This window comes from Limnospira platensis NIES-39 (assembly GCF_026000695.1).
Lineage (GTDB): Bacteria > Cyanobacteriota > Cyanobacteriia > Cyanobacteriales > Microcoleaceae > Limnospira > Limnospira platensis.
The window spans coordinates 2,423,375-2,449,899 of the sequence record NZ_AP026945.1; the positions used below are offsets into that span (position 1 = coordinate 2,423,375).

22 protein-coding genes, 1 tRNA gene and 4 pseudogenes are annotated in these 26,525 nt (G+C 44.8%); 18 read left to right on the plus strand and 9 right to left on the minus strand.

All coding sequences use genetic code 11. The features are described from left to right. Positions 1-21: 21 nt before the first annotated feature. Positions 22-435 carry a hypothetical protein gene (locus tag N39L_RS11900; protein ID WP_006616451.1) on the minus strand — a complete coding sequence of 138 codons (414 nt, stop codon included), beginning with the start codon at positions 433-435 and terminating at the stop codon, positions 22-24. Positions 436-524: 89 nt separating this feature from the next. On the opposite strand from N39L_RS11900, the gene N39L_RS11905 reads away from it, so the two are divergent. Further along, positions 525-737 (plus strand): hypothetical protein, encoded by a 213-nt coding sequence (locus N39L_RS11905; protein ID WP_006616450.1) that lies wholly within the window; start codon positions 525-527, stop codon positions 735-737. A gap of 67 nt (positions 738-804) precedes the next feature. Here N39L_RS11905 and N39L_RS11910 read toward each other — a convergent pair whose 3' ends face one another. Beyond that, a complete protein-coding gene (locus N39L_RS11910) occupies positions 805-1,842 on the minus strand; it encodes an RNA-guided endonuclease InsQ/TnpB family protein (RefSeq protein WP_197535926.1) in 1,038 nt (345 codons plus the stop codon). A gap of 111 nt (positions 1,843-1,953) precedes the next feature. Between N39L_RS11910 and N39L_RS11915 the strand changes: the two are divergent. The 3 genes and pseudogenes from N39L_RS11915 to N39L_RS11925 all read left to right on the plus strand — a co-directional run. Beyond that, positions 1,954-2,090 (plus strand): annotated as a pseudogene (locus N39L_RS11915) (transposase); the annotation flags it as partial. 247 nt (positions 2,091-2,337) lie between these two features. After that, the gene (gene speE / locus N39L_RS11920; RefSeq protein ID WP_006616448.1) at positions 2,338-3,279 is read left to right on the plus strand and encodes a polyamine aminopropyltransferase; all 942 of its coding nucleotides are present in this window, start codon (positions 2,338-2,340) and stop codon (positions 3,277-3,279) included. A gap of 158 nt (positions 3,280-3,437) precedes the next feature. Then, entirely contained in the window at positions 3,438-4,505 is a 1,068-nt protein-coding gene (locus N39L_RS11925; protein ID WP_014275325.1) for a branched-chain amino acid aminotransferase, read from the plus strand. Between the two features lie 183 nt (positions 4,506-4,688). On the opposite strand, the gene N39L_RS11930 is transcribed toward N39L_RS11925, so the two are convergent. Then, positions 4,689-5,834, minus strand: a complete 1,146-nt coding sequence (locus N39L_RS11930; protein WP_014275326.1) for a hypothetical protein — start codon at positions 5,832-5,834, stop codon at positions 4,689-4,691. 19 nt (positions 5,835-5,853) lie between these two features. After that, a complete protein-coding gene (gene dapF, locus N39L_RS11935) occupies positions 5,854-6,717 on the minus strand; it encodes a diaminopimelate epimerase (RefSeq protein WP_043469010.1) in 864 nt (287 codons plus the stop codon). A 43-nt stretch (positions 6,718-6,760) separates the two neighbouring features. Here dapF and N39L_RS11940 point away from each other — a divergent pair, with 43 nt between their 5' ends. Then, positions 6,761-6,973 carry an Hfq-related RNA-binding protein gene (locus N39L_RS11940; RefSeq protein ID WP_006616290.1) on the plus strand — a complete coding sequence of 71 codons (213 nt, stop codon included), beginning with the start codon at positions 6,761-6,763 and terminating at the stop codon, positions 6,971-6,973. Positions 6,974-8,050: 1,077 nt separating this feature from the next. Here the strand turns inward: N39L_RS11940 and N39L_RS11945 are convergent. The 3 genes from N39L_RS11945 to N39L_RS11955 form a co-directional block, all read right to left on the minus strand. Next, positions 8,051-10,234, minus strand: a complete 2,184-nt coding sequence (locus N39L_RS11945) for a PAS domain S-box protein (RefSeq protein ID WP_014275331.1) — start codon at positions 10,232-10,234, stop codon at positions 8,051-8,053. A 196-nt stretch (positions 10,235-10,430) separates the two neighbouring features. Continuing rightward, on the minus strand, positions 10,431-11,471 hold the full coding sequence (gene glsA / locus N39L_RS11950; protein WP_006616335.1) for a glutaminase A: 1,041 nt from the start codon (positions 11,469-11,471) through the stop codon (positions 10,431-10,433). After that, the gene (locus tag N39L_RS11955) at positions 11,468-11,812 is read right to left on the minus strand and encodes a MinD/ParA family ATP-binding protein (protein WP_197535920.1); all 345 of its coding nucleotides are present in this window, start codon (positions 11,810-11,812) and stop codon (positions 11,468-11,470) included. The genes glsA and N39L_RS11955 overlap by 4 nt, the downstream gene beginning before the upstream one ends. On the opposite strand from N39L_RS11955, the pseudogene N39L_RS11960 reads away from it, so the two are divergent. The 9 genes and pseudogenes from N39L_RS11960 to N39L_RS12000 form a co-directional block, all read left to right on the plus strand. Then, a pseudogene (locus tag N39L_RS11960) lies at positions 11,780-12,655 on the plus strand (IS630 family transposase). The gene N39L_RS11955 and the pseudogene N39L_RS11960 sit on opposite strands and share 33 nt — an antisense overlap. A 748-nt stretch (positions 12,656-13,403) precedes the next feature. Then, complete coding sequence (locus tag N39L_RS11965) at positions 13,404-13,817, plus strand: reverse transcriptase N-terminal domain-containing protein (RefSeq protein ID WP_014275335.1); 414 nt, start codon at positions 13,404-13,406, stop codon at positions 13,815-13,817. Next, the gene (locus N39L_RS11970; RefSeq protein ID WP_014275336.1) at positions 13,777-14,001 is read left to right on the plus strand and encodes an RNA-dependent RNA polymerase family protein; all 225 of its coding nucleotides are present in this window, start codon (positions 13,777-13,779) and stop codon (positions 13,999-14,001) included. The genes N39L_RS11965 and N39L_RS11970 overlap by 41 nt, the downstream gene beginning before the upstream one ends. Before the next feature lie 1,189 nt (positions 14,002-15,190). Beyond that, on the plus strand, positions 15,191-15,415 hold the full coding sequence (locus N39L_RS11975) for a reverse transcriptase N-terminal domain-containing protein (protein ID WP_014275009.1): 225 nt from the start codon (positions 15,191-15,193) through the stop codon (positions 15,413-15,415). 21 nt (positions 15,416-15,436) lie between these two features. Beyond that, on the plus strand, positions 15,437-15,658 hold the full coding sequence (locus N39L_RS11980) for a hypothetical protein (RefSeq protein WP_014275008.1): 222 nt from the start codon (positions 15,437-15,439) through the stop codon (positions 15,656-15,658). After that, complete coding sequence (locus N39L_RS11985) at positions 15,618-15,848, plus strand: reverse transcriptase domain-containing protein (protein ID WP_014275007.1); 231 nt, start codon at positions 15,618-15,620, stop codon at positions 15,846-15,848. The genes N39L_RS11980 and N39L_RS11985 overlap by 41 nt, the downstream gene beginning before the upstream one ends. Then, positions 15,838-17,031, plus strand: coding sequence for a group II intron reverse transcriptase (locus N39L_RS11990; RefSeq protein ID WP_014275337.1), 1,194 nt, complete (start codon positions 15,838-15,840; stop codon positions 17,029-17,031). The genes N39L_RS11985 and N39L_RS11990 overlap by 11 nt, the downstream gene beginning before the upstream one ends. A gap of 473 nt (positions 17,032-17,504) precedes the next feature. Beyond that, a pseudogene (locus tag N39L_RS11995) lies at positions 17,505-18,698 on the plus strand (group II intron reverse transcriptase); the annotation flags it as partial. 473 nt (positions 18,699-19,171) lie between these two features. Next, positions 19,172-20,362 (plus strand): annotated as a pseudogene (locus N39L_RS12000) (group II intron reverse transcriptase); the annotation flags it as partial. Positions 20,363-20,998: 636 nt separating this feature from the next. Here the strand turns inward: N39L_RS12000 and N39L_RS12005 are convergent. After that, positions 20,999-21,071 (minus strand) — tRNA-Arg (locus N39L_RS12005). A 221-nt stretch (positions 21,072-21,292) separates the two neighbouring features. Between N39L_RS12005 and folB the strand changes: the two genes are divergently transcribed. Both folB and N39L_RS12015 read left to right on the plus strand, forming a co-directional pair. Continuing rightward, on the plus strand, positions 21,293-21,646 hold the full coding sequence (folB, locus tag N39L_RS12010) for a dihydroneopterin aldolase (RefSeq protein WP_014275339.1): 354 nt from the start codon (positions 21,293-21,295) through the stop codon (positions 21,644-21,646). A gap of 278 nt (positions 21,647-21,924) precedes the next feature. Further along, positions 21,925-22,755 (plus strand): exosortase-dependent surface protein XDP2, encoded by an 831-nt coding sequence (locus tag N39L_RS12015; RefSeq protein WP_014275340.1) that lies wholly within the window; start codon positions 21,925-21,927, stop codon positions 22,753-22,755. Between the two features lie 125 nt (positions 22,756-22,880). Here N39L_RS12015 and N39L_RS12020 read toward each other — a convergent pair whose 3' ends face one another. Further along, a complete protein-coding gene (locus N39L_RS12020) occupies positions 22,881-24,794 on the minus strand; it encodes a thiamine pyrophosphate-binding protein (protein ID WP_006617631.1) in 1,914 nt (637 codons plus the stop codon). Positions 24,795-24,812: 18 nt separating this feature from the next. On the opposite strand from N39L_RS12020, the gene N39L_RS12025 reads away from it, so the two are divergent. Beyond that, positions 24,813-24,989, plus strand: a complete 177-nt coding sequence (locus N39L_RS12025) for a hypothetical protein (RefSeq protein ID WP_014275341.1) — start codon at positions 24,813-24,815, stop codon at positions 24,987-24,989. A gap of 321 nt (positions 24,990-25,310) precedes the next feature. Further along, a complete protein-coding gene (locus N39L_RS12030) occupies positions 25,311-26,423 on the plus strand; it encodes a baeRF11 domain-containing protein (protein WP_006617630.1) in 1,113 nt (370 codons plus the stop codon). Positions 26,424-26,525: the final 102 nt, after the last annotated feature.

Below are 26,525 nucleotides of genomic sequence, written 5' to 3' on the forward strand. Positions count from 1 at the left end.
GTTTGGGGTGATGGTTTGGGGTTAACGAAAGTAAGGTCTTCCTTTCCAGAAAACGCCGACGAGAACCCCAAGAAAGGAAAATCGTGATAAAGTGATCACGATGCCAGGTATGGGAAGTAAGGATTTAATCCATAAGCCCAGGAGTAGACAGGCAAGCAAAGCCCAGAGAGTGCCAGAATTAAGGATGATCTGTTGGTCCCACAGTTCCAAGAGATAAACAGCCAAAGCGCCGATACCGATCGCCGACACGATAAACATAATTATGCCCAAGGGTGGAGAATACAAGAAGGCGATCGCCTGAGAGAGACTAGCCGAATGTGTTAAACCCAGAGTCAACAGCAACTCAACCGCCGCCACTATAGCCACTGTGACCCCGGCGCTTTGAAGCAGCCACCGCCAGGGTAAAGATTTCAATTGGTATATTAAACGATTCATGGTCTGATGTCCTGTATGAGTAGCCGACAATCTGACTGCTATACTACAATTTTTGGCAGGTTGTCGAATTTGAGAGAGAGGAAACTATTGTGGAAACTACCATCAATTGTGCAGAAGCCTGTAAAAATGGTTGTATTCTGGGTGATAAATGCCCCCACCGGGAATATGTGACTTCTGTATCGAGTTTTATTGAAAATACATCTTTAGATCAAATGCTAGATATAGCAGAAGAAGCTGTCCGCAAAAAACGCACAGCACCACCTCAATGGATAATCCCAGACTTTCCTGAAAATCAATCTTGACATACTCACGCCCGCTGAAGTCACGGTGATTCTTGACGCTTCACTGACTGACGCTACCAAGGTAGTCTTATTTCTGTCTCAGCGTCCGTTTAGAGTCTCCCAATGCCCTGTGGCGACTTTGTTCTATATTCTTGGCTGCATTTTCATCTCGGTCGTGTTCAGTGCCACAATTTAGGCATCGAACCGACCGAATTTTTAGATCGAGCTTACCCCATTTGTAGCCGCATTCAGAGCAAATCTGGCTGGTCGGTTCCCATGGGCTGATGACGTGAAACTCTCTACCAAACTTCTCAGATTTTGACTCACAGAGCGTTCTAAACTCTCGCCAACCTTGCCAACTAATAGCCCTGGCTAGACAGCGATTTTTGACCAAGCCTGACATATTCAGGTCTTCTAAGGCAATCGTTTGGTTTTCACGAACCAGCTTAGTAGACAATTTGTGTAAGAAATCTTGGCGGGCATCTGCAATTTGATGATGCAGTTTAGCAATTTGAATTCGAGTCCTATTTCTCCGTTTTGAGTCTTTCTGCTGACGGGCTAGTTTTTTCTGGAGCTTGCGAATTTGGCGCTCTGTCTTCGAGTAATAATGGCTAAAAGCCTTCTCACCATTACTCATGACCGCAAAAGTTTTAATCCCTAAATCAATCCCGATGCTTTGATTTTTTGCCTCGACCTGAATCGGTTCAACTTCTACAACAAAGCTCAAGAAATAGCGGTTAGCACCATCTTTGATGACTGTAACCGAACTGGGTGCGGACGGCAATTCCCTCAACCATATGGGTTTTATATTACCAATCTTGGCTAAAAACACCTCTCCTTTTTTGATGGAAAATGCAGTTTTTGTGAAAGTCGCAGACTGCTTATTTGCTTTTTTCTTAAATCGAGGTAGCCCTACCTTTTTACCTTTTCGCTTTCCGCTAAGGGAATTAAAATAGTTTTTGTAGGCAGCATCTAACTGTTTAAGAGATTGCTGTAATGGCACAGACGAAACACTAGCCAGCCATTCTCTAGCCTCAGTCTTTTTGGTTTGGGTCAACGTTGCCGAAAGCTGGTTGTATCCAGGGTACTTATTGGACTTACTGAAAGCTAGAGCATCATTCCACACTACCCGAACACAACCAAACAATTGATAATTGATAATTATTATCGGCTCCAGACTCCCGAAAATCCCCGGATTCCCGACTCCCTAAGTTATTCAGAAAACCCTATCTATAGTCGATATGGTCAAGCTGGCTACCCTAAACCATAGGCCAAGATGCGCTCTGGAGTCCAAGCTATTTTGTTAGCTCCGTTGGAGGTGCGCCCATAGAGGTTCTCAAGCAGTACACTAGGGAACAAGAAAAGCCGTCCTAGAAGGCTATGCACTGAGTATAATCGAAGTGCGATGCACTGAGCCTGCCCAAGTGACGGGGTTTTAGACCCATGCTTCTGATAAGTTAACCCAGGCCAGAGGAGATCAGAAATATTGCCACCGAAAACACGAACATATATCTAGCTTGTGTTTGGTTAGTGGTTGATTAGGGGTCTGACATGAAAGCGATCGCTATGCGGATTTGGGATATAATCCCTTTTGGTCAAATCATACCCGGGAGGATACTTTATGGCTGGCAGTGAAGTTCAGGCTGATTTTTGGATGACAGAGTACATCACACCTTGGGATATTTATGCTCACGGGGTTATCGATGTTCTAGCCCATCAAAAAACCCCCTATCAGGAGATGTACATTGTTGAAACTGGGGCTTATGGTAAAGCCCTAGTCCTGGACGGTAAATGGCAGTCTTGCACCGGGGATGAGTTTCTGTATCATGAACCCCTAGTCCATCCGGGGATGGTCATTCAAGGTAAACCAGAGAAAGTCCTAGTCTTAGGTGGCGGCGAGGGAGCAACTATCCGGGAAGTGTTGCGCTGGAAAACTGTTGATCGGGTGGTAATGGTTGATATTGATGGGGATGTAGTGGAGGCGTGCCGCCAATATCTGCCAGAAATGCACCAGAATGCTTTTGAAGACCCCCGGACTGAATTAGTGGTTGGGGATGCGTTGGAGTTTCTCGATACCACCGACCAAAAATGGGATGTGATTATTTCTGATCTCTCAGACCCCATTGAGGAGGGACCCTCATTTAAACTGTTTACTAAGGAGTATTTTGAGAATATCCGGCGCGTCCTGGCTGATGATGGGATATTTGTGATTCAAGCGGGCCCGGTGGCTCCCGGAAATTTGAACCTTCACGTTCGGATTGTTAATACAGTTAACGCTGTGTTTCCCCATGTTCAATCCTATACTAGCTTTATTCCCACCTATGGAGCCCCGTGGGGATTTGCGATCGCCTCGCAACACCCCATTGATCCCTATCCTCAACCGGAGAAAACAGATGAAATCCTCCAACAGCATACTGTAGGCGGTATGCGGATGTTTGACGGTACTACCCTGTTAGGACTATTTCAACTTCCCCGACATCTACGAGAGGCGATCGCCGCTGAGACTCAAGTATACACACTTTCCGAACCTCCTAAATTCTTTGGCAAAGGCAAGTTAAATTAGCCTAGAGAATTGTTAATTGAGGCGATAAATTACCAGATTTTCGGGAACTGGGAACAGTTAGACAGCCTAGTTAATCAGATAATTACTAACTAGCGTCTATCTACTGTTCCCCCATAAAATCCATCATTTTAATCATTTGCCACCTACTTAAAATTATCATGAACAATCCGCATCTGCCCCTACGAATTGAGACTACCAAAAAATCCCGTATTAAAGAACTAGAAACCGAACCCATACCCTTCGGCAAAATCTTCAGCGATCATATGTTAGTGGCTAACTATAGCCAGGGAAATTGGCAGGATGTTCAAATCATCCCTTACGGTCCCATAGACCTATCCCCCGCCACGTCTGCTCTCCACTACGGACAGGCTATCTTTGAAGGGATGAAAGCCTATAAAAACCCCAATGGTGAGCCATTATTATTCCGACCGGATGCCAACCATAAACGGATTAATCAATCCGCCGAAAGGTTATGTATGCCAGCTATTCCCGAATCCATTTTTATTGATGGATTGAAAGAGTTAATTAAGTTAGATGCTGATTGGATTCCTAATAAAAATGGCAGCGTTTTATATATTAGACCGATTTACTTTGCTGTTGATGAATCGGTAGGATTAAAACCCTCGGATTCCTATAAATTTATCATTATCACCTGTCCGGTAGGTGCTTATTATTCCCATCCTGTTAAATTGATTGTCACGGAAAAATATGTGAGAGCTTTTGAAGGGGGAACCGGTGCCGCGAAAGTAGCCGGAAACTACGCCGCCAGCCTTCTCGCAGACCGAGAAGCTAAAGAGAAAGGCTATGATAATGTGATTTGGCTTGATGGCATTCATCGCCAATATATCGAAGAATGTGGCACGATGAACTTAGCATTTGTGATTGATGGAGTAGTTGTCACCCCGAAATTAACCGGAACTATTTTAGCGGGAATTACGCGGGATAGTGTGTTAACTTTATGTCGTGATTGGGGAATGCCGGTAGAGGAAAGGGCGATCGCTATTGATGAGATAGTCCAAGCCTACCATCAAGGAACTCTCACGGAAGCCTTTGGTATGGGAACAGCAGCAACTATCGCCCATATTTCCACCATTGGATATCAGGGAGAAGACATGATTTTACCTCCCGTAAGCGATCGCAAAGTAGCCAATCAAGTTTTCCAGAAACTCGAAGAAATCAAAACCGGGAGAACAGAAGATATCCACAATTGGATATGTAGACCATAGTAATAGATGCTTTTTCCCTGTGATTGCCGTCTAATTGGCGGCTAATTGACCCGTGAAGGGCATCATTTCCGCCTCAAGGTATAACTTGCTTTCATGGGCATACTAGGCTGTAGTTGCCCGCTAATTGCCCGCTAATTGCCCGTTAGTTTCTGACGGGCTTTTTTAGTCATCATCAGACAAATATCAGGCTTTCTTAATTTCCTTAATCACCCAATCAAAAGTTTCCATAACCTGTTGTAGGGCTGTTTCATCCTGGAGAGTAGACAGACGCAAAGTTAGCGATCGATACTCACTCGGTTCTACCGGGAGAGATAAACCAATAGAACTAAACTTATTGCGAAGTTCCAGCCATTTGTCCTGACAATCAAAAGGAGGTTGAGAGGCATATTTATTAGAGGAAATTTCCAAACGCCCGGAAATATCCACACTAAATAACTTGTGAGTTTTTTTACCCTTTTGATGAAGCCAAGCCGTAAACCCGCCATAGATATCCCCGGTTCCCCATTGAATATCAATTTTCGGCTGTTGTTGTTTCGCCCAAGCGTGAATTTTCTGGGCTAGTTGTGCTTCATCAGTTCCCCGGCGGATATTTAATTCCTCAAAAAAAGACATCTCATCCCAGCGTCTGCGTTCCCCAGTAGCGCTAGATTTTTTCTGTTGCGCTTCCGCCGTTTGACCAATTACCCGAGGTACTAAAGTCCTTAAACCTTCCTGACTGACATATTGCTTAATTTCCACCGCCCAGACTTCCCCAGGGTCAGTTTGCTTATTGAGAAACTCAACCACCCGACGCAAAGAGGGGGAGATTTCATCAGCCACAAAAACCAGGCGAATTTTACCAGCCTGTACATTAGTTTTCACTTTTTGCCAAAAACGCTCTTCCTTAGCATCAGGTCCCAGAAACTCCTCAAAAACCTGTTCTGGATCGCGACCTTGTTCGCGACAGTTAGCCTCAAATTGAGCAATAGTCGATTCAATAGGCCAGTAAAAGCTAACATGGGCCGCATAATCCAACATTAGCCCGATCGCCTTTTGGCGCATTTCCGTATTACGGATACGGCGAATATCCACTAAGGTAGGGATAGCATCCTGGTCAATAAACAAATGATCCAAAGACCAGCGACCGCCGCTTTCTTCCTCCGGGGGAACCATAGCATCCCTGGAAATCAATAGCCACCGTCTAGGGGTGGCGCGATCAATCTCATCCCCAGCCAGCAAATTCGGATAAGATTCTAGCAAGTCCTGAAGTTGATCCTCAGAATCATAGTCTTGTTCCATCATTTCCACAAGCTGATCATCATCTTGAATGAGATAAATGCCTCCACCCATAGCAATTTCCTTGATTTACCTAATTATTGTTCATTATTGGGAAAGTTAACTGACCCTGAAAAACTCTTTGGGCTGGTCCAGTCATATATAACCGTTGGTCTGTAGCTGACCATTCAATCTGTAGACAACCCCCTGGAAGTTCTACAGTTACTTGGCGATCGCATCTTTGGGTTAATACTCCCGCCACCACAGAAGCACAAGCCCCAGTTCCACAGGCTAAAGTTATCCCAGCACCCCTTTCCCAAACTCGCATTTTGACATAATCCGGTCGCACTACTTCAATAAATTCTGTATTGGTTCGTTCAGGAAAAGCCGGATGATGTTCAAACAACGGACCAATTTCCGTTAATGGAACACTAGCCACATCATCTACAAAAGTGATGCAGTGGGGGTTTCCCATACTCACGCAGGTAACAGACCAGGGCTGTCCTGCTACCTGTAGGGGAACATCGATAACCTTGAGGCTATTTTCAGATAGGGTGGTGGGAATTTCCGCCGCCAGTAGCCGTGGTAATCCCATATCTACTTTAACCTGACCATCGGTTAAAAGTTGGGGACAGATCACCCCGGCGGCGGTATTAATTTTATAAGCGATCGCCGTCCCAGTTTTCCCTTCTAACTCAGCGATAAACTTAGCCAGACAGCGAATTCCATTCCCGCACATTTCCGGTTCGGACCCATCAGAGTTAAATATTCTCATGGTGTAGTCACTAGCCCCGTCACCGGGAAGGGCGAATATTACCCCATCAGCACCAATACCAAAATGGCGATCGCACATTTGCACAGCTTGTTTCTGTGTACAAATTGGCTCCGACTGATGACGGTTATCAATCAGAATAAAATCATTACCCAAACCGTGATACTTTGTAAACTCAATTGCCATCACTGATATCTCAATCTCCTGCATTAATAATAACTAATCGATTATGCCCGAGTTCAATACCGATTTACCCAGCGTCCGCAAGTTACAAACCTACATCAAGGATAAACCCACTGTTAAGATTCAATTACTCACCGAAGATATGTTAGAGGGCCAAATGCTGTGGCAAGATCCTAACTGTATCTGTTTACAACCCCCACAGGGGGAACCGATTTTGGTCTGGCGAGAGGCGATCGCCTATATACAAGCCAAATCTTGACCCTCTCCCCCTCTCCCCCTCTCCCCAGAGGGCGGGTTTATTTATCTTCCCCTTGGGAATCACCATTCACAGCACAACCCGCCCCTACATCGGCACGGGAATCACCATTCACAGCACAACCTATGAGGGCGGGTTTATTTATCTTCCCCTTGGGAATGAGGATTCACAGCACAACCGGCCCCTACATCGACATGGGAATCACCATTCACAGCACAACCTATGAGGGCGGGTTTATTTATCTTCCCCTTGGGAATGAGGATTCACAGCAGAACCCGCCCCTACATCGACATGGGAATCACCATTCACAGCACAACCTATGAGGGCGGGTTTATTTATCTTCCCCTTGGGAATGAGGATTCACAGCACAACCGGCCCCTACATCGACATGGGAATCACCATTCACAGCACAACCCGCCCCTACATCGACAATTGATAATCGTGGGTGAGGGCGGGTTTATTTATCTTCCCCTTGGGAATGAGGATTCACAGCAGAACCCGCCCCTACATCGACATGGGAATCACTATTCACAGCACAACCCGCCCCTACATCGACAATTGATAATCGTGGGTGAGGGCGGGTTTATTTATCTTCCCCTTGGGAATGAGGATTCACAGCACAACCCGCCCCTACATCGACAATTGATAATCGTGGGTGAGTGAGGGCGGGTTTATTTATCTTCCCCTTGGGAATGAGGATTCACAGCAGAACCCGCCCCTACATCGACACGGGAATCACTATTCACAGCACAACCCGCCCCTACATCGACAATTGATAATCGTGGGTGAGGGCGGGTTTATTTATCTTCCCCTTGGGAATGAGGATTCACAGCAGAACCCGCCCCTACATCGACAATTGATAATCGTGGGTGAGGGCGGGTTTATTTATCTTCCCCTTGGGAATGAGGATTCACAGCACAACCCGCCCCTACATCGACATGGGAATCACCATTCACAGCACAACCCGCCCCTACATCGACAATTGATAATCGTGGGTGAGGGCGGGTTTATTTATCTTCCCCTTGGGAATGAGGATTCACAGCACAACCCGCCCCTACATTATCAATTATCCAGTTTTTCTTAACTCCAGAAATCATCAAGGTTCACGTTAGATATTTCTTGCTGTACCTCCTGGAAATAACTACTCTCAGTTAAATTAGCCACTTCTTGCTGACGTTTTTTATGATCAATTTCAATTTGCAACTCTTCCAATTGTCGTTTTAGTTCCTCCTCCTTGCGCTTCCGTTCAGTAATATCTTGAACAATTCCTTCGTAATACAACACATTGCCATTGTTATCATTCACGACACGGGCATCAATTTGAATCCAGATAATACTACGATCCTTGCAATAACAACGATATTCAAAATTTTTGACGGAATTTTGTTGAGACAACAAATATCTGAATTCCGTTCTTTTTTCTGGGTCTACATAAAGCTGCTCACTAATGTTCGTAATACTTGCCATCAGTTCTTCAGGAGAATCATAGCCATAAATTCTGGCTAAAGCCGGATTAGCATTAATAAATTTGCCTTTAGGGGACGATTGAAAAATCCCTTCCAAAGCATTTTCAAAAATGCTGCGGTAGTTTTCCTCAGCAATACGCAAGGCTTCTTCTGCCTGTTTACGGTCGGTGATATCTCGCACCATAATTAAAACTTCATCTTCTGCCAAAACCATAATTCGCACCTCTTCATCTACAGACTTATTATCCCGGATAATTTGATGCTCATAAACTTGTAACTTCCCAGTTATTAATGCTTGTTGAATATAGTGCATTAATTGTTCGTAATTATCCGGTAAATATTCCTGCACGCTGATTCCCTTCGGAAATGGCTGACCGGTTAACAATTCTTCGCCACTACTATCTGCTGGCTCCAAACGATCGCTACCCACCACATCAAGATAACTACCATCCCCCTTAGCCCGAATCATTAAATCTGGAATAGTATTAACAATAGCCCGATTAGTCGCTTCACTTTGGCGGAGGGCAGAAAATGATTGTTTCAGTTGTTGTGCCATACTATTAAAAGACCTCGCCAAGCGGTCGATTTCAATAATTGGGCTAGGTTTTACCTGTTGATCTAGTTCACCTTGGGCTAATTCATCAGCCGCATGGGAAACGCGCAAAATCGGTCGAGTGACCCAGCGAGAGGTCAAAATTCCCACAGCGATCGCCATTATTAACGCCGCCAAACTTAACCCGATAGACTTTTGACGACTCGCATTAATTTCGCTCATAAAATCCGACTCCGGAATCGTTAAAACTACCAACCAATCCAAATTGCCATCTTGAAATGGCACAACTTGAACATATTGTCGTTCCCCTGACCACTGAAAATCGAATTTTTTGACAGTTTGAATATTACCGAGGTCATTAAAGCGATCGCTCAGATAATTAGCCGTAGCCCGGACTGCACCATTTTCACTGGCGATCGCCATTAATCGTTCACGATCATTTCCAACAACCTTAAATGTAGGTTCTCCCGTAGAAGTAGCCACCAATTTACCAGAACGCTCCATAATAAAAGCCGTTCCAGTTTTACCAATCTCCAAATTTCGCAAAAACCCACTCACCTCTTGGGGTAAAAAAAAGTCAGTTCCACAAACCCCAATCAGAGAACCATCCGTCAGACTATAAACCGGGAGACTTGCTGTTATGGTAGGTAATAGGGTAGAAAAAGAAAGATAAATCTCACTCCACACAGCCTTACTTTCCGCCTGTGCTGCTTTATACCAAGGTCTTTGGCGTGGATCATAAGGTTGTTCAAGAGTGCCAATTTGCTCAGTCCGATTTCCTTGTTCATCAAAAGCAAAATCCTGGCGCATAAAGTCAGTCCAGAAATTGCTATACACCATAATTACATTAGAACGGTCTTCTTGGTCGAGTCTACCTACCCCAAAAAAACTACCATCTTCGTCACCACAATAGACATAACTCAAGCTAGGATAAATCTGCATATGCTGCCATAATTTGTGTTCCCCAAAAGTGTTACTCACATTCAGATCACCATGGGAAAAATCATTAGCATTCAAACGATTAATAGTTTTGGGAATCTCCGTATAAGACGATAACTTTTCTGTAATTCGATTGGTCAGTTCACTCCGTAATTGGGTAGCTACATTATTCACAGCTTGTTGTCCACTGCGATAACCAATCCATCCTACTAAACCAACCCCTGCCACAATTTGCAAAAGAAACGGAATCAGTAGGGTTGTTCTGAGACGAAATCGACGAACAGGTGAGTTTTTATCGAGGTTCATAGCAAGTTTAAATCAGACAGTTGGCATAGGGGTAAAAATTTTTACCCCTACAGTGTCACACCCCCGACTTAACGGCAGCCAGGGATATTAAGATGTTGACGAAATAGTTTTAGGTGGCAGAAATGTCCGACATAAAGTTAGGTTAACCTGGGTGTTAGCCTACCTAATATCTGGAACTATGAATAGTCGAGACTGTTTAAAAGTCATGTAGATCATCACCTCCCGCAATCCACTCTTCTAAATTGCGATCGCTTTTAGCTACATTAAACAGATGTAAACCAAAATCCCGTGATAGGTCTTCACACACCTTCACACCTCGAATGCTATTACCTTTAGCATCCAAAGGCGGCGAAAATATACCAATTCCCAACTTTCCTGGTACCACCGCTAAAATACCGCCGCCTACGCCACTTTTTGCAGGTATTCCCACCCGATAAGCCCATTCTCCTGATGCGTCATACATCCCACAGGTTAGCATCACACTAATGATATCCTGCACATAATGTTCATCAACAGCCCGTTGCTTAGTGATTGGATTAATACCCCCATTAGACAGGGTCGCTGAAATCATTGCTAAATCTTTAGCATTGACCAGAATTGAACATTGCTGAAAGTACAGGTCTAAGGTTTCATCAATTTTGTCGCTGACCATACCAAAGTTCAGCATCAAATAAGCCATAGCCCGATTTCGGTTTCCCGTGGCTTTCTCGGAGAGAAAAACAGGGACGTTAATATCATGATCTCGTCCCGTGTAGCCTTTGAACATTTCTAGCAATCTTTTCAGGCGTTCGGTGCTGTTTTGACCTTTGATTAAATCTGCGGTGGCGATCGCTCCAGCATTTACCATAGGATTATAGGGGCGGTTTGTCACCTCATCCAACACAATAGCGTTAAAGGCTTCCCCAGTCGGTTCCACACTCACCTTACTATTGACATATTCCCGGCCATAATCTGCCAACGCCAAACCAAATACAAACGGTTTAGAAATAGATTGAATTGTGAACAACTGATCACAATTTCCCACCTCAAAAATCTGCTCATCTTTAGTCACTACGCAAATCCCGAACCATTCCGGTTTTGCCAATGCTAACTCAGGAATATAATCAGCTACTTTGCCCTCATTCAGTGGCTGATATTTTTCGTATAAATCATTTAAATAGTTACGAAATGGCGAGACCATTGCTGCAAGAGAACTCGTCAGAGATTGTAGATCCCCTAAATCAGACATAATTTTCATCCCTCCATAATTTGATTGGCAACTTTAGCAAATTCTTTACTGACTGGATGTTCAGGATATTTCACACAAAACACCCCTTCACTAGCCAGTTGTAGTAAATCTTCCGACAAAGGAAACACACCCGCCACAGTTTCGCCGTATGTTTGTTCTACCTTTTGTTTGAGTGCGTCTAAATTAAGTTTACTATGGGCTTTGTTGATAGCCAGCAGCATTCTCCTAACATTTAACTGTCTAGCCACATCTATGGTATAGCACAAGACAGAACAGTGAGGACGTATAATGGCAAGGATATCTACAGAAGACCCAAAATGCCAGCCCCCTACAGTTACGACCTTAGACAAAAAGTTATCAATGCAATTGAACTATACGGTATGTCCAAAACCAAAGCCAGTCAATTTTTCCATCTCAGCCGGAACACTATCAATCTCTGGCTCCAAAGAAAAGCACAGACCGGAGACTTCCTCCCTAAACCTAATCGCCCACCTGGCAATAACCACAAAATTACCGACTGGCACAAATTCAAGGCTTTTGCCCAAGAGCATGGCGACAAAACCTCCGCTCAAATGGCTCAACTTTGGGATGACGACATCTCTCCTCGCACCATATCCAGAACCTTGAAGAAAATTGGCTTCACCAGAAAACAACTTACGGCTACCAAGAACGTGATCAGCAACAGCGAGAGGAGTTTATTGCTCAGATTGAACATATGGAGCCGGAAGGGTTGGTTTACCTCGATGAAGCTGGCATGAATAGTCAAGACTCGGATTATCCTTATGGTTACTGCCAGGAAGGACAACGCTTCGATGCCCTCAAATCCGGGAAGAGGCAGGGCAGGGTGAGCTATATGGCGGCATGGTGTTATCAACAACTCTTAGCCCCCGATCGCTTTGAGGGTTGTTGTAATCGGACAGTGTTTGAGTTGTGGTTGGAGTTTATCTTAATTCCAACATTGAAGCCAGGTCAAACTCTAGTACTGGACAATGCAACGTTTCATAAAGGGGGGCGGCAGGCTGAACTGGTGGAGGCGGCTCAATGCCGTTTACTCTATCTTCGGCCTTATTCGCCAGACCTCAACAAGATAGAGAAATGTTGGTCGTGGTTGAAAGCCCGCATTCGCCATTGCACGTGAGCAGTTTGATTCTCTCGATGATGCCATGGATTCCGTTCTCACAGCTGCGTCCTAACTACCTTGACTAATGCTATAATTGTCACCAGTGTGCGAAACGTTCAGGCATGAAATAGGGTTGCAATACCCGAAATAACCGCCTGGTGGGGACTTTAGCCCCTCGGATGAATATAAGGAACACATTCCTGACCATCCTCATAACTGTTTATATGTCCCAACGATTTGTATCACTATGATACCAAATCAAGGCAGGGAGCCCAAGGTCAATACACTCTGTAACAAATCGTAATAATTATTAACATAACAGAAGTTACGAAGCAGAAATGAGGGCAACGGCGATAGCCACCCCCAGTTTCAGGATACACAACCCGTCAGATTGAAGCGGGGAACGGAAGGCGTGAAGTAGAACCTACTACCAAATGCGACCACTGCCAACCATCCATGACTAAGGAAATCTGAATGTTCCGACTTGAACCATCGTCACAAGTAGGTAGCGAAATAGGTTGAGACGCTGCGCTCAAAAGAGTAAGGGGAAAAGTAGGGTAATATTGGCAACACCTACACAGACCTTTAAAAGTACCCCGGTGGAAAGGACAAGTCTAAAGATGGAATGCCCATATAAACGGAACGTTTTAACCCCTTCTGGGCTCTGACAATCTGGTCGAGAAAGTCAGTAGTGAAAAGTGTAAGCGTAAGCCCATTAGGGGGTGAGATGTGACCAGAAGCCAATGCCCGACTGTAATGGTAGGGATATGCTAACGGGTCACGGTTTGATTGTAAAGAAATAGAGCCTAGTAGGTGTACAGATGGCGATAGCGAGTTCAAAGAAAGGGTTTGGGAAACCAAAACTAATCAAGACTACGAACAACGCATGGAAGGCAATCCCATGGACTAAGGTTCAACGGAAAGTTTTTAAGCTCCAAAAGAGTATATTTCAAGCATATAAATCGGGACAGAATGCAAAGGTTAGAAGGTGGCAACGTCTATTGGTGAAATCATACTATGCCCGACTCTTAGCAGTGCGACGAGTGACTCAAGACAATCAAGGAAAAAGGACGGCTGGAGTAGACGGGGTTATCACAATCTCCCCTAAACAAAGACTGGAATTGACCGAGAAAATCAAAGGAAATCTCAAAGCAAAGGCACTTAGGAGAGTATGGATACCAAAACCTGGTAGGGATGAAAAAAGCGGGAATGGGAATACCCACAATCCAAGATAGAGCTAGGCAAGCCTTGGTTAAATCGGCACTTGAGCCCGAATGGGAATCAAGATTTGAAGGCACTAGCTACGGGTTCAGGCTAGGAAGGTCAGCCCACGACGCAATAACCAGAATTTACCAAAGTATTAACAAAGGTGAATACTATGTATTGGATGCAGGTGCGAGACGTTCGGGTATGAAATAGGGCTTAAATGCCCGAAATAACTACCCGGTGAGGATTCCAGCTCCGAATCTGGATATAAGGAGACCTCTCCTGAGCATCCTCATAACTGATTATATGTCCCGACGCTTAGGGAACTAAGCAAAGCAGGGAACTCAAGGTCATAAACGAACTGAGAAATCAGGGAGTAGAGAGTAACGGCGATAGCCACCCCCAGTTTTGGAAATCATAACTCCAGGATTGAAGCGGGGGAACGGAAGGCGTAGGTCGGAACCCACCTCCTACTCGACCACTGCCAACCATCTATGATTAAGGAGACTGAATGTCCGGCTTGAACCATCGTAATACACTAGCAGCGAAATAGGTTGACACGCTGCGCCCAAAAGGGCAAGGGGAAAAGTAGGGGGTTCGTGCGACTACCTACACAGACCTTTAAAAGTACCCCGGTTCTGAGGACAAATCTAACGATGGAATGCCCATATAAACGGAACGTTGGTGCGAGACGTTCAGGCAAAAAATAAGGTTGAAATACCTGAAATAACCGCCTGGTGGGGACTTAAACCCCTTGGTTGAATATAAGGAGATCTCTCCTGACCATCCTCATAACTGTTTATATGTCCCAACGATTAGTATCCCACGATACAAATCAAGGCAGGGAACCCAAGGTCAAAACCAACTAACTCATACAAATTACTTATACAAATTCTACAAATAGATAAGTAGAAGTTAGAGAGTCAGGGTAACGGCGATAGCCACCCCCAGTTTTGGGAATCACAACCCCAGGATTGAAGCGGGGAACGGAAGGCTCCAAGGTGTAACCCAACACCAGAATCGAGACCACTGCCAACCATCCATGATTAGGGAAACCGAATGTCCGGCTTGAACCATCGTAATGATTGGGCAGCGAAACAGGTTGATACGCTGCGCTCAAAAGAGCAAGGGGAAAAGTAGGAACTTCAATGTCATAACTACACAGACCTTTAAAAGTACCCCGGTGGAAAGGACAAATCTAAAGATGGAATGCCCATATAAACGGAACGTTTTAACCCCTCTTAGGCTCTGATAATCTGGTCGAGAAAGTCAGTAGTGAAAGTGTAAGCGTAAGCCTATTAGGGGGTGAGATGTGACCAGAAGCCAACGCCAGACTGTAATGGTAGGGATATGCTAACGGGTCACGGTTTGATTGTAAGAATAGAGTCTAGTAGGTGTACAAATGGCGATAGCGAGTTTAAAGAAAGGATTTGGCAAGCCCAAACCAATCAAGACTACGAACAACGCATGGAAGGCCATCCCATGGACTAAGGTTCAACGGAAAGTTTTCAAGCTCCAAAAGAGTATATTTCAAGCAGCTAAATCGGGACAGGACGCAAAGGTAAGAAGGCTGCAACGTCTATTGGTGAAATCATATTATGCCCGACTCTTAGCAGTGCGACTGTAGGGGCGGGTTCCACGGTCAGCCATGCTTCCCAACAGTCAGCTTAATAAACCCGCCCCCCAAGCGGGTCAAGGTAAAAAGACGGTTGGAGTAGATGGTGTGATAGCAATATCCCCTAAACAAAGGCTAGAAATGACCGAGAAAATCAAAGGAAACCTCAAAGCAAAACCACTGCGAAGGGTGTGGATTCCAAAACCTGGTAGGGATGAAAAAAGCTGGAATAGGAATTCCCACAATCCAAGATAGAGCCAGGCAAGCCTTGGTTAAGTCGGCACTTGAGCCCGAATGGGAGTCAAGATTTGAGGGCACTAGCTATGGGTTCCGTCCCGGACGGTCAGCCCAGGACGCAATTGGTAGAATTTACACTGCCATAAATCAAGGACAATACTATGTACTTGATGCAGATATAGCGAAATGCTCTTACCGTGAACCATGATTATCTACTGTCCAAAATTCATTGTCCAAGCTGCCTAAAAAGAGACCTGAAACAATGGCTCAAAGCAGGCGTGCTAGATAACGGTGTATTTGAGGATACAGAAGCAGGGACACCCCAGGGAGGGGTAATAAGTCCAATACTCGCCAACATCGCACTGTTGGGAGTAGAAAGGCTAGTTAAAGGAATGTATCCAAATAAAGGCACAGCCACTCAGGTGAACCTTATAAGATATGCCGATGATTTTGTGGTCATCTCCAAAGACCTAGGAATCATTGAACAGTGCCAAACTGCTATCACCAAATGGTTAAAACCGGTAGGATTAGAGATTAAACCCGAAAAGACTCGAATTGGTCACACACTCAAACCTATTGAGTATAATGGCAAAACAGAAGAACCTGGGTTTGATTTTCTCGGATTCAATATCAGGCAATACCCAGTAGGAAAATACAAGTCTGGAAAAACAGGGGGATATAAGAGTCGATTAATCGGACATAAAACCCACATAAAACCCAGCCAAAAAGCAGTTGTTGCCCACACAGAAGTGATAAAAGGTGTAATTAAACGATATAAGACAGCACCTCAATCAGCCCTGATAAGTAGACTAAACCCAATTATAAGAGGATGGGCAAACTATTACTCAGCAGTAGTCTCAACAGAGACCTTCAATAAGCTAGATAATACAATCTGGCAAATGTTAAGGGCATGGACAGTATCAAGATGCGGAAAGGCAAGTTACAAAAAGCTAAGTAATTATTTCAGACATGGAACAATTAAACTTAGCAATGGGAAAGAAAGACACGAAAATTGGCTATTCCAAACCAAAGATGGGATACATCTATTCAAACACATCTGGACCCCAATTGTCAGACACACCCTAATACGCCCCGACGCAACACTTTATGACGGAAATTGGACTTACTGGGCCACCAGGAAAGGACAAGCAATCGACACGCCAATTAGGGTAGCAAAACTACTCAAAAAACCAAAAGGTAGATGTACCTGGTGCGGGCAATTCTTTACCCCATCAGATTTAATTGAAGTAGACCACATTGTACCTAGAAGCCAAGGCGGAAAGGATGAATACAAGAATCTTCAATTATTACATCGCCATTGTCACGATGATAAAACAGCTCTTGATGAAAGAGATGTTGCTGTACTCTTAACAAAGAGACGGTCAAACTAGGAGCCGTATGAGGTGAAAGTCTCATGTACGGTTCTGCTGCTGAATGGGAGGGGTAGACCGTGAGGTTTATCTCGACCCCTAATTAACCCCTCTAATGCTCTGCCTATAAACAAGTGAGTAATGCAATTCACAAGGCAGTAGTGAAAAATGTAAGCGCATGCTTAGAGGGCTAAGGATGTGACCAGAAGCTAAAGCCCAATTGTCATGGTGGGGATATGCCCAATTGTCACGGTGGGGATATAGATACTGCGGTCAGTAAGAGTATAATGGCGAGGACGAGTTTAAAGACTACGTGCTGCATATAGCTCTGAACATCGAAGTAAAAAGCAGGTCTGTTGATTCTGCTCCTTTGACAAAACAGGGTATCCACACCAGGAGCCGTATGAAGGGAAACTTTCACGTATGGTTCTGAATGGGAGGGGATGGTGGTGACTCCATTCTCGACCCCTAACACATAGCAAAATGCTCTTACCGTGAACCATGATTACCTACTGTCCAAAATTCATTGTCCAAGCTGCCTAAAAAGAGACCTGAAACAATGGCTCAAAGCAGGCGTGCTAGATAACGGTGTATTTGAGGATACAGAAGCAGGGACACCCCAGGGAGGGGTAATAAGTCCAATACTCGCCAACATCGCACTGTTGGGAGTAGAAAGGCTAGTTAAAGGAATGTATCCAAATAAAGGCACAGCCACTCAGGTGAACCTTATAAGATATGCCGATGATTTTGTGGTCATCTCCAAAGACCTAGGAATCATTGAACAGTGCCAAACTGCTATCACCAAATGGTTAAAACCGGTAGGATTAGAGATTAAACCCGAAAAGACTCGAATTGGTCACACACTCAAACCTATTGAGTATAATGGCAAAACAGAAGAACCTGGGTTTGATTTTCTCGGATTCAATATCAGGCAATACCCAGTAGGAAAATACAAGTCTGGAAAAACAGGGGGATATAAGAGTCGATTAATCGGACATAAAACCCACATAAAACCCAGCCAAAAAGCAGTTGTTGCCCACACAGAAGTGATAAAAGGTGTAATTAAACGATATAAGACAGCACCTCAATCAGCCCTGATAAGTAGACTAAACCCAATTATAAGAGGATGGGCAAACTATTACTCAGCAGTAGTCTCAACAGAGACCTTCAATAAGCTAGATAATACAATCTGGCAAATGTTAAGGGCATGGACAATATCAAGATGCGGAAAGGCAAGTTACAAAAAGCTAAGTAATTATTTCAGACATGGAACAATTAAACTTAGCAATGGGAAAGAAAGACACGAAAATTGGCTATTCCAAACCAAAGATGGGATACATCTATTCAAACACATCTGGACCCCAATTGTCAGACACACCCTAATACGCCCCGACGCAACACTTTATGACGGAAATTGGACTTACTGGGCAACCAGGAAAGGACAAGCAATCGACACGCCAATTAGGGTAGCAAAACTACTCAAAAAACCAAAAGGTAGATGTACCTGGTGCGGGCAATTCTTTACCCCATCAGATTTAATTGAAGTAGACCACATTGTACCTAGAAGCCAAGGCGGAAAGGATGAATACAAGAATCTTCAATTATTACATCGCCATTGTCACGATGATAAAACAGCTCTTGATGAAAGAGATGTTGCTGTACTCTTAACAAAGAGACGGTCAAACTAGGAGCCGTATGAGGTGAAAGTCTCATGTACGGTTCTGCTGCTGAATGGGAGGGGTAGACCGTGAGGTTTATCTCGACCCCTAATTAACCCCTCTAATGCTCTGCCCATAAACAAGTGAGTAATGCAATTCACAAGGCACTAGTGAAAAATGTAAGCGCATGCTTAGAGGGCTAAGGATGTGACCAGAAGCTAAAGCCCAATTGTCATGGTGGGGATATGCCCAATTGTCACAGTGTGGATATAGATACTGCGGTCAGTAAGAGTATAATGGCGAGGACGAGTTTAAAGACTACGTGCTGCATATAGCTCTGAACATCGAAGTAAAAAGCAGGTCTGTTGATTCTGCTCCTTTGACAAAACAGGGTATCCACACCAGGAGCCGTATGAAGGGAAACTTTCACGTATGGTTCTGAATGGGAGGGGATGGTGGTGACTCCATTCTCGACCCCTAACACATAGCAAAATGCTCTTACCGTGAACCATGATTACCTACTGTCCAAAATTCATTGTCCAAGCAGCCTGAAGAAAGACCTGAAACAATGGCTCAAAGCAGGTGTACTAGACAACGGCATATTTGAGAATACAGAAGCAGGGACACCTCAATGAGGGGTAATAAGTCCAATACTCGCCAACATCGCACTGTTGGGAATGGCTAGGTTAATTGAAACAATGTATCCTAAGAAATCAAAAAGAGTATAAGCTACTATCATAAGATATGCCGATGATTTTGTGGTGATATCTCCATCACTTGAAATCATTGAACAGTGCAAAATTGCTATTTCCGAATGGTTAAAACTTGTTGGACTAGAAATAAAACCTGAAAAGACTCGAATCTGTCACACGCTCAAACGTATTGAGTATGATGGCAAAACAGAAGAACCAGGGTTCGACTTTCTAGGATTCAACATAAGGCAGTACCCAGCAGGAAAATATAAATCTGGGAAAACCGGGGGAACAATAAACCGATTAATCGGTCACAAAACCCACATTAAACCCAGCCAGAAAGCAGTTAAAGCTCACATGGAAGAGATTAAGGGTGCAATTAAAGAACTCAAAACAGCACCCCAATCAGCCTTGATTAGCAAACTAAACCCAATCATAAAGAGATGGTCAAACTATTACTCAGCGGTAGTCTCAACAGAGACCTTCACAAGGCTAGACCACACAATCTGGTTAATGCTAAGAGCATGGACAGGTTCAAGATGCGGAAAGGCAAGCCACGAAAAGCTAAGAAACTATTTCAGACGCGGAACGGTCAAACTTAGTAATGGGAAGGAAAGGCAAGAACCTTGGTTATTTCAGACCAAAGATGGATATACACTATGGAAACATAGCTACACTCCGATTGTCAGACACACCCTAATACGCCCTGACGCAACACCATACGACGGAAACTGGACTTACTGGGCAACCAGGAAAGGACAAGCAATTGGAACGCCAAATAGGGTAGCAAAACTACTCAAAAAGCAAAAAGGCAGGTGTACCTGGTGTGGACAGTATTTCGCACCATCAGATTTAGTTGAAGTAGACCACATTGTACCTCGAAACCTCGGTGGAAAGGATGAATACAAAAATCTTAAACTATTACATCGCCATTGTCACGATGATCAAACGGCGCTTGACAACGCTAAAGCTGTATCCCTAACAATGGAGCAATCAGACTAGGAGCCGTGTGAGATGAAAGTCTCACGCACGGTTTTGAATGGGAGGGGATGGAGGCGACTCCATTCTCGACCCCTAATTGAAAAGTTGTTTAGGGGTATCGGGTTGGAGCCGGTAGATGATAGCCCATAGTTTCCCCTCACCGGAGATTATGAATCAGACCCATAGATAACCGGATAGGCGATCGCTCATAGGTTTACCTATAGGTATAGTCCACGGAAAGGCGGTCTGATATCTTTGTACATTGATTACTTAGAAGGTTCCCCTCTACGGCTACCTACGGCTATCGTGTTGACTTTGAATCATACCCTCCCCCCATAACCGGAACAAGTACTATTGGGGAAGTGACCGATGTGATAGCAGTCAATGGTGACGAACGAACCGATAGGCTTGCCATTGACTGCTATCACAAGGGAACTACCCTATCGGTGTTTGGTTGAGGGGAGGTATGGATATTTGACATATTGATTAAGTTGTGCTTATTGATTAACCCGCCAATAATTAAGATTTGTTGCTAAGGGATATGCACCAATTGTCCCGTGTGCTAAGACTGAATGGAGTGCATTTTGAGTGTGACGGTACGACTATCGGGTTAAGTAAATTCCCGCTATCGCCGTCAGGATAAGGCAATAGAAAAAACGAGCATGGAGGGATTTGAACCCCCGACCCTCAGAACCGGAATCTGATGCTCTATCCACTGAGCTACATGCCCTAAGACCAAATTCACTATAACATATATTCCGCAAATATTGATCAACCCAACGACAATTTCATCTCTTAGCAATCAATCCCCTGTAGCCGGGAGGGAGTCTGATCGCCAAATACCAGGAACCTCAACGCTAAAATTTCCTGGGTCATGGGCCTATATTTCTACCATAGGTGGCGCTTTGGGTGAAAATTAAGATCACAATCACAAAAAGGTTAGCTAAAAATATGGACTCAATTGAAATTAAAGGTATCCGCAGTTATGGTTATACGGGATATCTCCAGGAGGAAAGGGTATTAGGTCAGTGGTTTGAAGTTAATGTGCGCTTGTGGTTTGACTTGTGCGTTGCCGGACATAGTGATACGATCGCAGATACGGTAGACTATCGGGGAACTATTGCTACAGTTGAGCATATTGTCAAAACGGCTAAATTTGCTCTGGTCGAGAGACTAGCAGAGGCGATCGCTCAAGCCATTCTGGAACAGTCCCAGGTTGAGCGGGTTCAGATCCAGTTAATTAAACTCGCTCCCCCCATTCCTGACTTTAGCGGACAAATTAAAATTGACATTACTAGACCTTGAGCGTCAATTAGCACTCTGTTGGCAATATTTTCAGCTTAAATATTTTCCTACTGGTCTGATCACAGCAGGTTGTGATTTGTGACACATACATTCAAGACAATGGTCACAAATATAAAAAGCTACCTTTACAAAAGCCATACATTAATAAATCTTTGGTAAAAAAGGTGTTTTACATTAGACACACCAGGGAAATGATGCTACAACATGAATAGTACGAAAGTACGAAGTCCAGAAAATTTATCCAAGTTAGTCAAATTATCACACCAGAGGTAAAAATTATGAACACCAAACTAAGTCTATCAGTATTTTTAGGTTTACTAGCCGGTGGTCTAGGATTCGCAGGTTCCGCTCAAGCCTTTTCCTTCCAAACCAACTTATTAAACGAGGATTATAATCCGAGAGGGGATGTCTGGCTGAATTCTGTTGAGGTTAACGGCAATATTTTCAGTAATTTTGCCTTTGTCGATCGCGCTGACATCGTTTATAACGACCCCTATACTGGTGGTAACACAGGTGCTGCTAGTTCTGATATGGGGCCTCTAGCAACCGTAGGAACATCCCGGGAAGACCCCACCAATGAAGACATTGTGACATCTTTGGGAAATAATAACCTTAACAGCATTATCGATGGAGAAGACCGCGGCAGTTTCGCGATCAATGTTTGGTTTGATCGTCGGGTTGATAACCTGTTTTTGTGGGAACGTGGCATGAACAGTGCTGTAACAGTTCAAGCGATCGACGGAGAAGGCAACAGTTTGGGTAATACCTTTACTGTTGGACGGAACGACTGGGATGATGCCGGGTTCGCAATTACTACACTAGAAATTGCCAATACCAGAAATCCTGTTCAACAAGTCGGTTCTCGGGGAGTGTCCTTGGCTGACTTAGGATTTGACCCCTCAGTAAGGTCTATTGGTGGTATTCGTGTAAGTGCTGCATGGTCTGAGTCGGGTGGTCCTGGCGATGATGCCCTGCGAGCATTTTATAATGGACCAGACTGGAAAGTGGTTGGTGCTGCTGTACCAGAACCAGGTATGATTTTCGGTCTAGGCGCTATTGGTGCTGGCTTTGTCGCTTCCAACCTTCGCAAAAAAGCGAATAAAGCATAGAATTGCAGCGATAGTTAGGTTCAGATTTGATGCTGCATAAACTCTAAACCAAGGCGGGTTGATCAACTTGATTAACCCGCCCTATATTTTGTGATCTATTAATCAGCAAACAGGTTGTTTGGTGACTAACCGACTAATTCCTTAACCTTGGCCATAATACCGTTGGGGTCAATACCCTGATGAGGGAACTGTTCCCACAGACCGCCACAACCTTCCTTGTGAGTAGCAAGATAGGCATATTTGGGAGTATAGCCACGTTCTAGTAACCAGGAACCGAAACGGCTACCGAGTCCAGTGCGACGGTTAAAGGCTTCGACGACCATGACAAAGGGAGCCTTTCCGATTTTGGCTAACATATCTTCATCAACGACATTTAGGGTAGATTTATTAATTAACCCTACATCAATACCTTCTTGTTTGAGGCGTTCGACAGCATCTAAGGAACGGTACAAACTATCGCCAAAGCTGACAATATAGCCAGCAGTACCCTCGCGAATTACCTCATCTTTACCAGGGATGAATTTATAGCTGTCGCCAAAGAAATTATTTCCGTCACTGTTGAGAATATAGGGAACTTTGGAACGGGTAGAGAAGATAAACCGCAGTCCGGGGTCAAAAAATACGGCTTCGACACAGGCTTTCATCTGGTTAGCGTCAGCGGGGAAATACAAACGAGTTTCGTAGCCGTCATCTAAACCGTTGTCGGCGAACATATTATTAATTCCGAAATGGCAGGTATTATCAGCCATGTCGTCAATACCGCTATGGGAGAAGTGACAGAGGACGTTGGAGTAATTCAGGCGCGCCATGGTAATTTCAGAAATGCACATTTCTAGGAAAGCGCTAAAGGTGCCGAAAATCCCCTGTTTGCCTTTTTCCATACCAAAGCCGGCGGCGGCGGAGAAGTTACCGCGCTCCATAATACCGCCTTTGATAAAGATTTCTGGGTAGGCGGTGCGGATTTTTTGTAGACCACAGGACCCTTCTAGGTCGCTATCGACACAAACGACTTTTTCTTGACGATCGCTATCTGTCATGGTAGCGAGAACGGAAACGACGGCATCCCCAAAGACGTTACGGTTGGAACCGAGATCGTCACTAGAACCGATGAAGGTGTAGTTTTGTTTAGGTGCTTGGATACCTTGGAGATATTTAACGGCTTCGGTGCGACCTTTGGCTTCCAAATAAGCGATCGCCGCCTTTACGGAAATCACATCATGACCGTGGGGGGAACCTTCGAGTCCTTCAATTCCCACACACATTTTCCGATGGTTAATCAGCGCCACCGGACCATCTGTATTAATAGCTTGGCAGATCAGACCATAGAGGCTATCAATATCTTCTCCATCTCCCTCTAGGACTTTCAGACCATGACCGATGAGAGTTTGGGCGACGGTATAGCCAGGGATATAATCAGAAGGGTGTCCGGCGATGGTGACATCGTTATCATCAATAATCAGTTTAACGTTAAGCTGTTGGGAGACAGCCAAACGAGCAGCTTCGGCATCATTTCCTTCCTGTTGAGAACCATCGGAACCCAGACAGAAAACGGTTTTGTTGGGGTTAGCCATAGCCACGCCGTTGACGTAAGGCCACATATGACCGAGACGACCAGAGCTAAATTTTACGCCGGGGGTCAGTCCTAATTCTGGGTGTCCGGGTAGTTGGGAATGAGCGGCGCGATAGCTAAGGAGTTGTTCGGCGGGCATAGATCCTTCGAGTACGGACATTAAATATTGGGTAGCCACCCGGTGTCCGGCTTCGTCAAAGAAGATAGGCACGAATTTGTCGGGAGAACCGCGAAATAAGGCATCAAGGATCATTACTTCTGGGGCGGTGTCGTAAGGTCCCCCTGTGTGTCCGCCAACTCCGCGCGCTGCGCCGGTGGCGGTGAAGAAGACGATCGCATCTCTGACCAGTTCAATATTAGCTTTCAGGGCCTTTCGTTGTTCGTCGGTTAGGGTGCTATGGGCTGGGTCAAGTTTCAGGTATTGGTAGGCTCCCAAGTCAATGGGGAAGACGGCTTGAGCAACAGTCATGAGTATTCCAGTTTAGATATGTCAACTTCATGGGCGATCGTGGTTGCTAAGGACTGCGATCGCCTTGATTTGATTGTTTCACATTTCGGCCCCACTTCAGCACTTACTCTCGACATTTGCCAAAAAAGTCCCCAATTATCCCTAACCGAGAAGATGGTCTATCAAAAACTATTCCTCAGACACCTGGCTGCCTAAATATCTCTTGTTCAGTGGAGTTGGTAAATTTTCCAGCACCAATTATCTCTAATTGCCACAGTTGAGGGGCAAAAACACATGACTGATTAATTAATTGTTAATTAAACGGAGACCGATTTTGAAGGCGGAGTCCAATCATGTCTTCCTCAAGACATAAACAGTAGCTTTGTCCTAATTAGGGGGAGATGGGGTGAGGTGGAAAAGGCTATATTTTCTCGAATATGGCGGTAGTTAATTTGAACTGAATAACTATATTGAAGCCCATAATGTGATAATTACTGATATGGTAACAGAATCAAATCAACCTATAAACTGATACCTATGCTCCATATTGACATTCCCACTCAGGCGGATATTGAGGCTTTGCTGCACAGTCGCGGTTCCGCCAGAGTTAGCATTTATCTACCTACCACACCGATCACCATTGAGAACCAAGGCGATCGCATTGCCCTAAAAAACCTAGTGACCGAAGCCACAAACCAACTAGCCGAACACAATAAGGGGGAAGTAGCAGCGATCGAGGAGATGTTATTAGACCTCATTGATGATGATGAATTCTGGAAATATCAGGCTAATAGCTTGGCTATCTTTGCCACACCCGAATATCTGCGTACCTTCCGTCTACCTAACCGTTTAGAACCCATTGTCGAAGTAAGCGATCGCTTTTATCTCAAGCGCCTGTTGCGGGCTGTCACCGTCCCACAATCAGCCTTTGTCCTCGCCCTAGCTCAAAATAGCGTTCGGGTAGTTGAAGTTTCCGCAGATATGCCCGCCTTTGAGGTGAAAGTGGACAGTTTACCAGAGTCCGCCGCCAGCGCCGCCGGGAAAACTTCCATCAAAGACCGTTCCCCCAGTGGTCGCATTCAAGGTTCCGAAGGCATGAAAGTCCGTCTGACCCAGTATGCCAGGAAAATAGATCAAGCACTGCGTGACCTGCTAGGAGGTCGCGAAACTCCCCTAATTATCGCCGCTACCGAACCGTTATTGTCAATATATCGCCAGGTGCAATCCTATCCTCACCTAGCAAACAGCGCCATTACTACCAATCCTGAAGCCATGAGTGATGCCGAATTAGCAACGGCGGCGCGGGAAATTCTCGATGAGTTGTTCCGTCAAGAACTTGCCGATATACAGGCCTTATTCAACCAGCGCACTAATGAAAATCGTACTACTACCGATATCTCCCAGGCGGCGCGCGCTGCTACCTATGGCGCAGTACACAAGTTATTGGTTGATATAGATGACGCTAAACCAGGTACTATTGACGATGACGGCGTTATTAGTTTTGCTGAAGGTCCCTGTGCCATGAGCTACAACATTATTGATGAAATTGCCGGGCGTGCGCTGCTGACAGGGGCGCGAGTTTTGGGTGTGCGCCGGGATGATATACCAGGTGGCGGTAGTTTGGCGGCGATTATGCGCTATCCGTTTTAAACACCTTTAAACATACCGAAAATTAGGGCTATTATCACTAATTTGGGGTGAGGAGGATATCACAGTATTAGCTATAATATTTCCCCTCTTACCTTCAAATAT

Excerpts from the sequence above, each read along its gene's own strand:
- N39L_RS11925 (WP_014275325.1), top strand. The coding sequence starts at position 3,438 with ATGAACAATCCGCATCTGCCCCTACGAATTGAGACTACCAAAAAATCC.
- N39L_RS12030 (WP_006617630.1), top strand. The coding sequence starts at position 25,311 with ATGCTCCATATTGACATTCCCACTCAGGCGGATATTGAGGCTTTGCTG.
- N39L_RS11945 (WP_014275331.1), bottom strand. The coding sequence starts at position 10,234 with ATGAACCTCGATAAAAACTCACCTGTTCGTCGATTTCGTCTCAGAACA.
- N39L_RS11940 (WP_006616290.1), top strand. The coding sequence starts at position 6,761 with ATGCCCGAGTTCAATACCGATTTACCCAGCGTCCGCAAGTTACAAACC.
- N39L_RS11965 (WP_014275335.1), top strand. The coding sequence starts at position 13,404 with ATGGCGATAGCGAGTTCAAAGAAAGGGTTTGGGAAACCAAAACTAATC.
- N39L_RS12015 (WP_014275340.1), top strand. The coding sequence starts at position 21,925 with ATGAACACCAAACTAAGTCTATCAGTATTTTTAGGTTTACTAGCCGGT.
- N39L_RS12025 (WP_014275341.1), top strand. The coding sequence starts at position 24,813 with ATGTCAACTTCATGGGCGATCGTGGTTGCTAAGGACTGCGATCGCCTT.
- N39L_RS11975 (WP_014275009.1), top strand. The coding sequence starts at position 15,191 with ATGGCGATAGCGAGTTTAAAGAAAGGATTTGGCAAGCCCAAACCAATC.
- N39L_RS11985 (WP_014275007.1), top strand. The coding sequence starts at position 15,618 with ATGAAAAAAGCTGGAATAGGAATTCCCACAATCCAAGATAGAGCCAGG.
- folB (WP_014275339.1), top strand. The coding sequence starts at position 21,293 with ATGGACTCAATTGAAATTAAAGGTATCCGCAGTTATGGTTATACGGGA.
- N39L_RS11980 (WP_014275008.1), top strand. The coding sequence starts at position 15,437 with ATGCTTCCCAACAGTCAGCTTAATAAACCCGCCCCCCAAGCGGGTCAA.
- N39L_RS11970 (WP_014275336.1), top strand. The coding sequence starts at position 13,777 with ATGAAAAAAGCGGGAATGGGAATACCCACAATCCAAGATAGAGCTAGG.
- speE (WP_006616448.1), top strand. The coding sequence starts at position 2,338 with ATGGCTGGCAGTGAAGTTCAGGCTGATTTTTGGATGACAGAGTACATC.
- N39L_RS11900 (WP_006616451.1), bottom strand. The coding sequence starts at position 435 with ATGAATCGTTTAATATACCAATTGAAATCTTTACCCTGGCGGTGGCTG.
- glsA (WP_006616335.1), bottom strand. The coding sequence starts at position 11,471 with ATGAAAATTATGTCTGATTTAGGGGATCTACAATCTCTGACGAGTTCT.
- N39L_RS11930 (WP_014275326.1), bottom strand. The coding sequence starts at position 5,834 with ATGGGTGGAGGCATTTATCTCATTCAAGATGATGATCAGCTTGTGGAA.
- dapF (WP_043469010.1), bottom strand. The coding sequence starts at position 6,717 with ATGGCAATTGAGTTTACAAAGTATCACGGTTTGGGTAATGATTTTATT.
- N39L_RS12020 (WP_006617631.1), bottom strand. The coding sequence starts at position 24,794 with ATGACTGTTGCTCAAGCCGTCTTCCCCATTGACTTGGGAGCCTACCAA.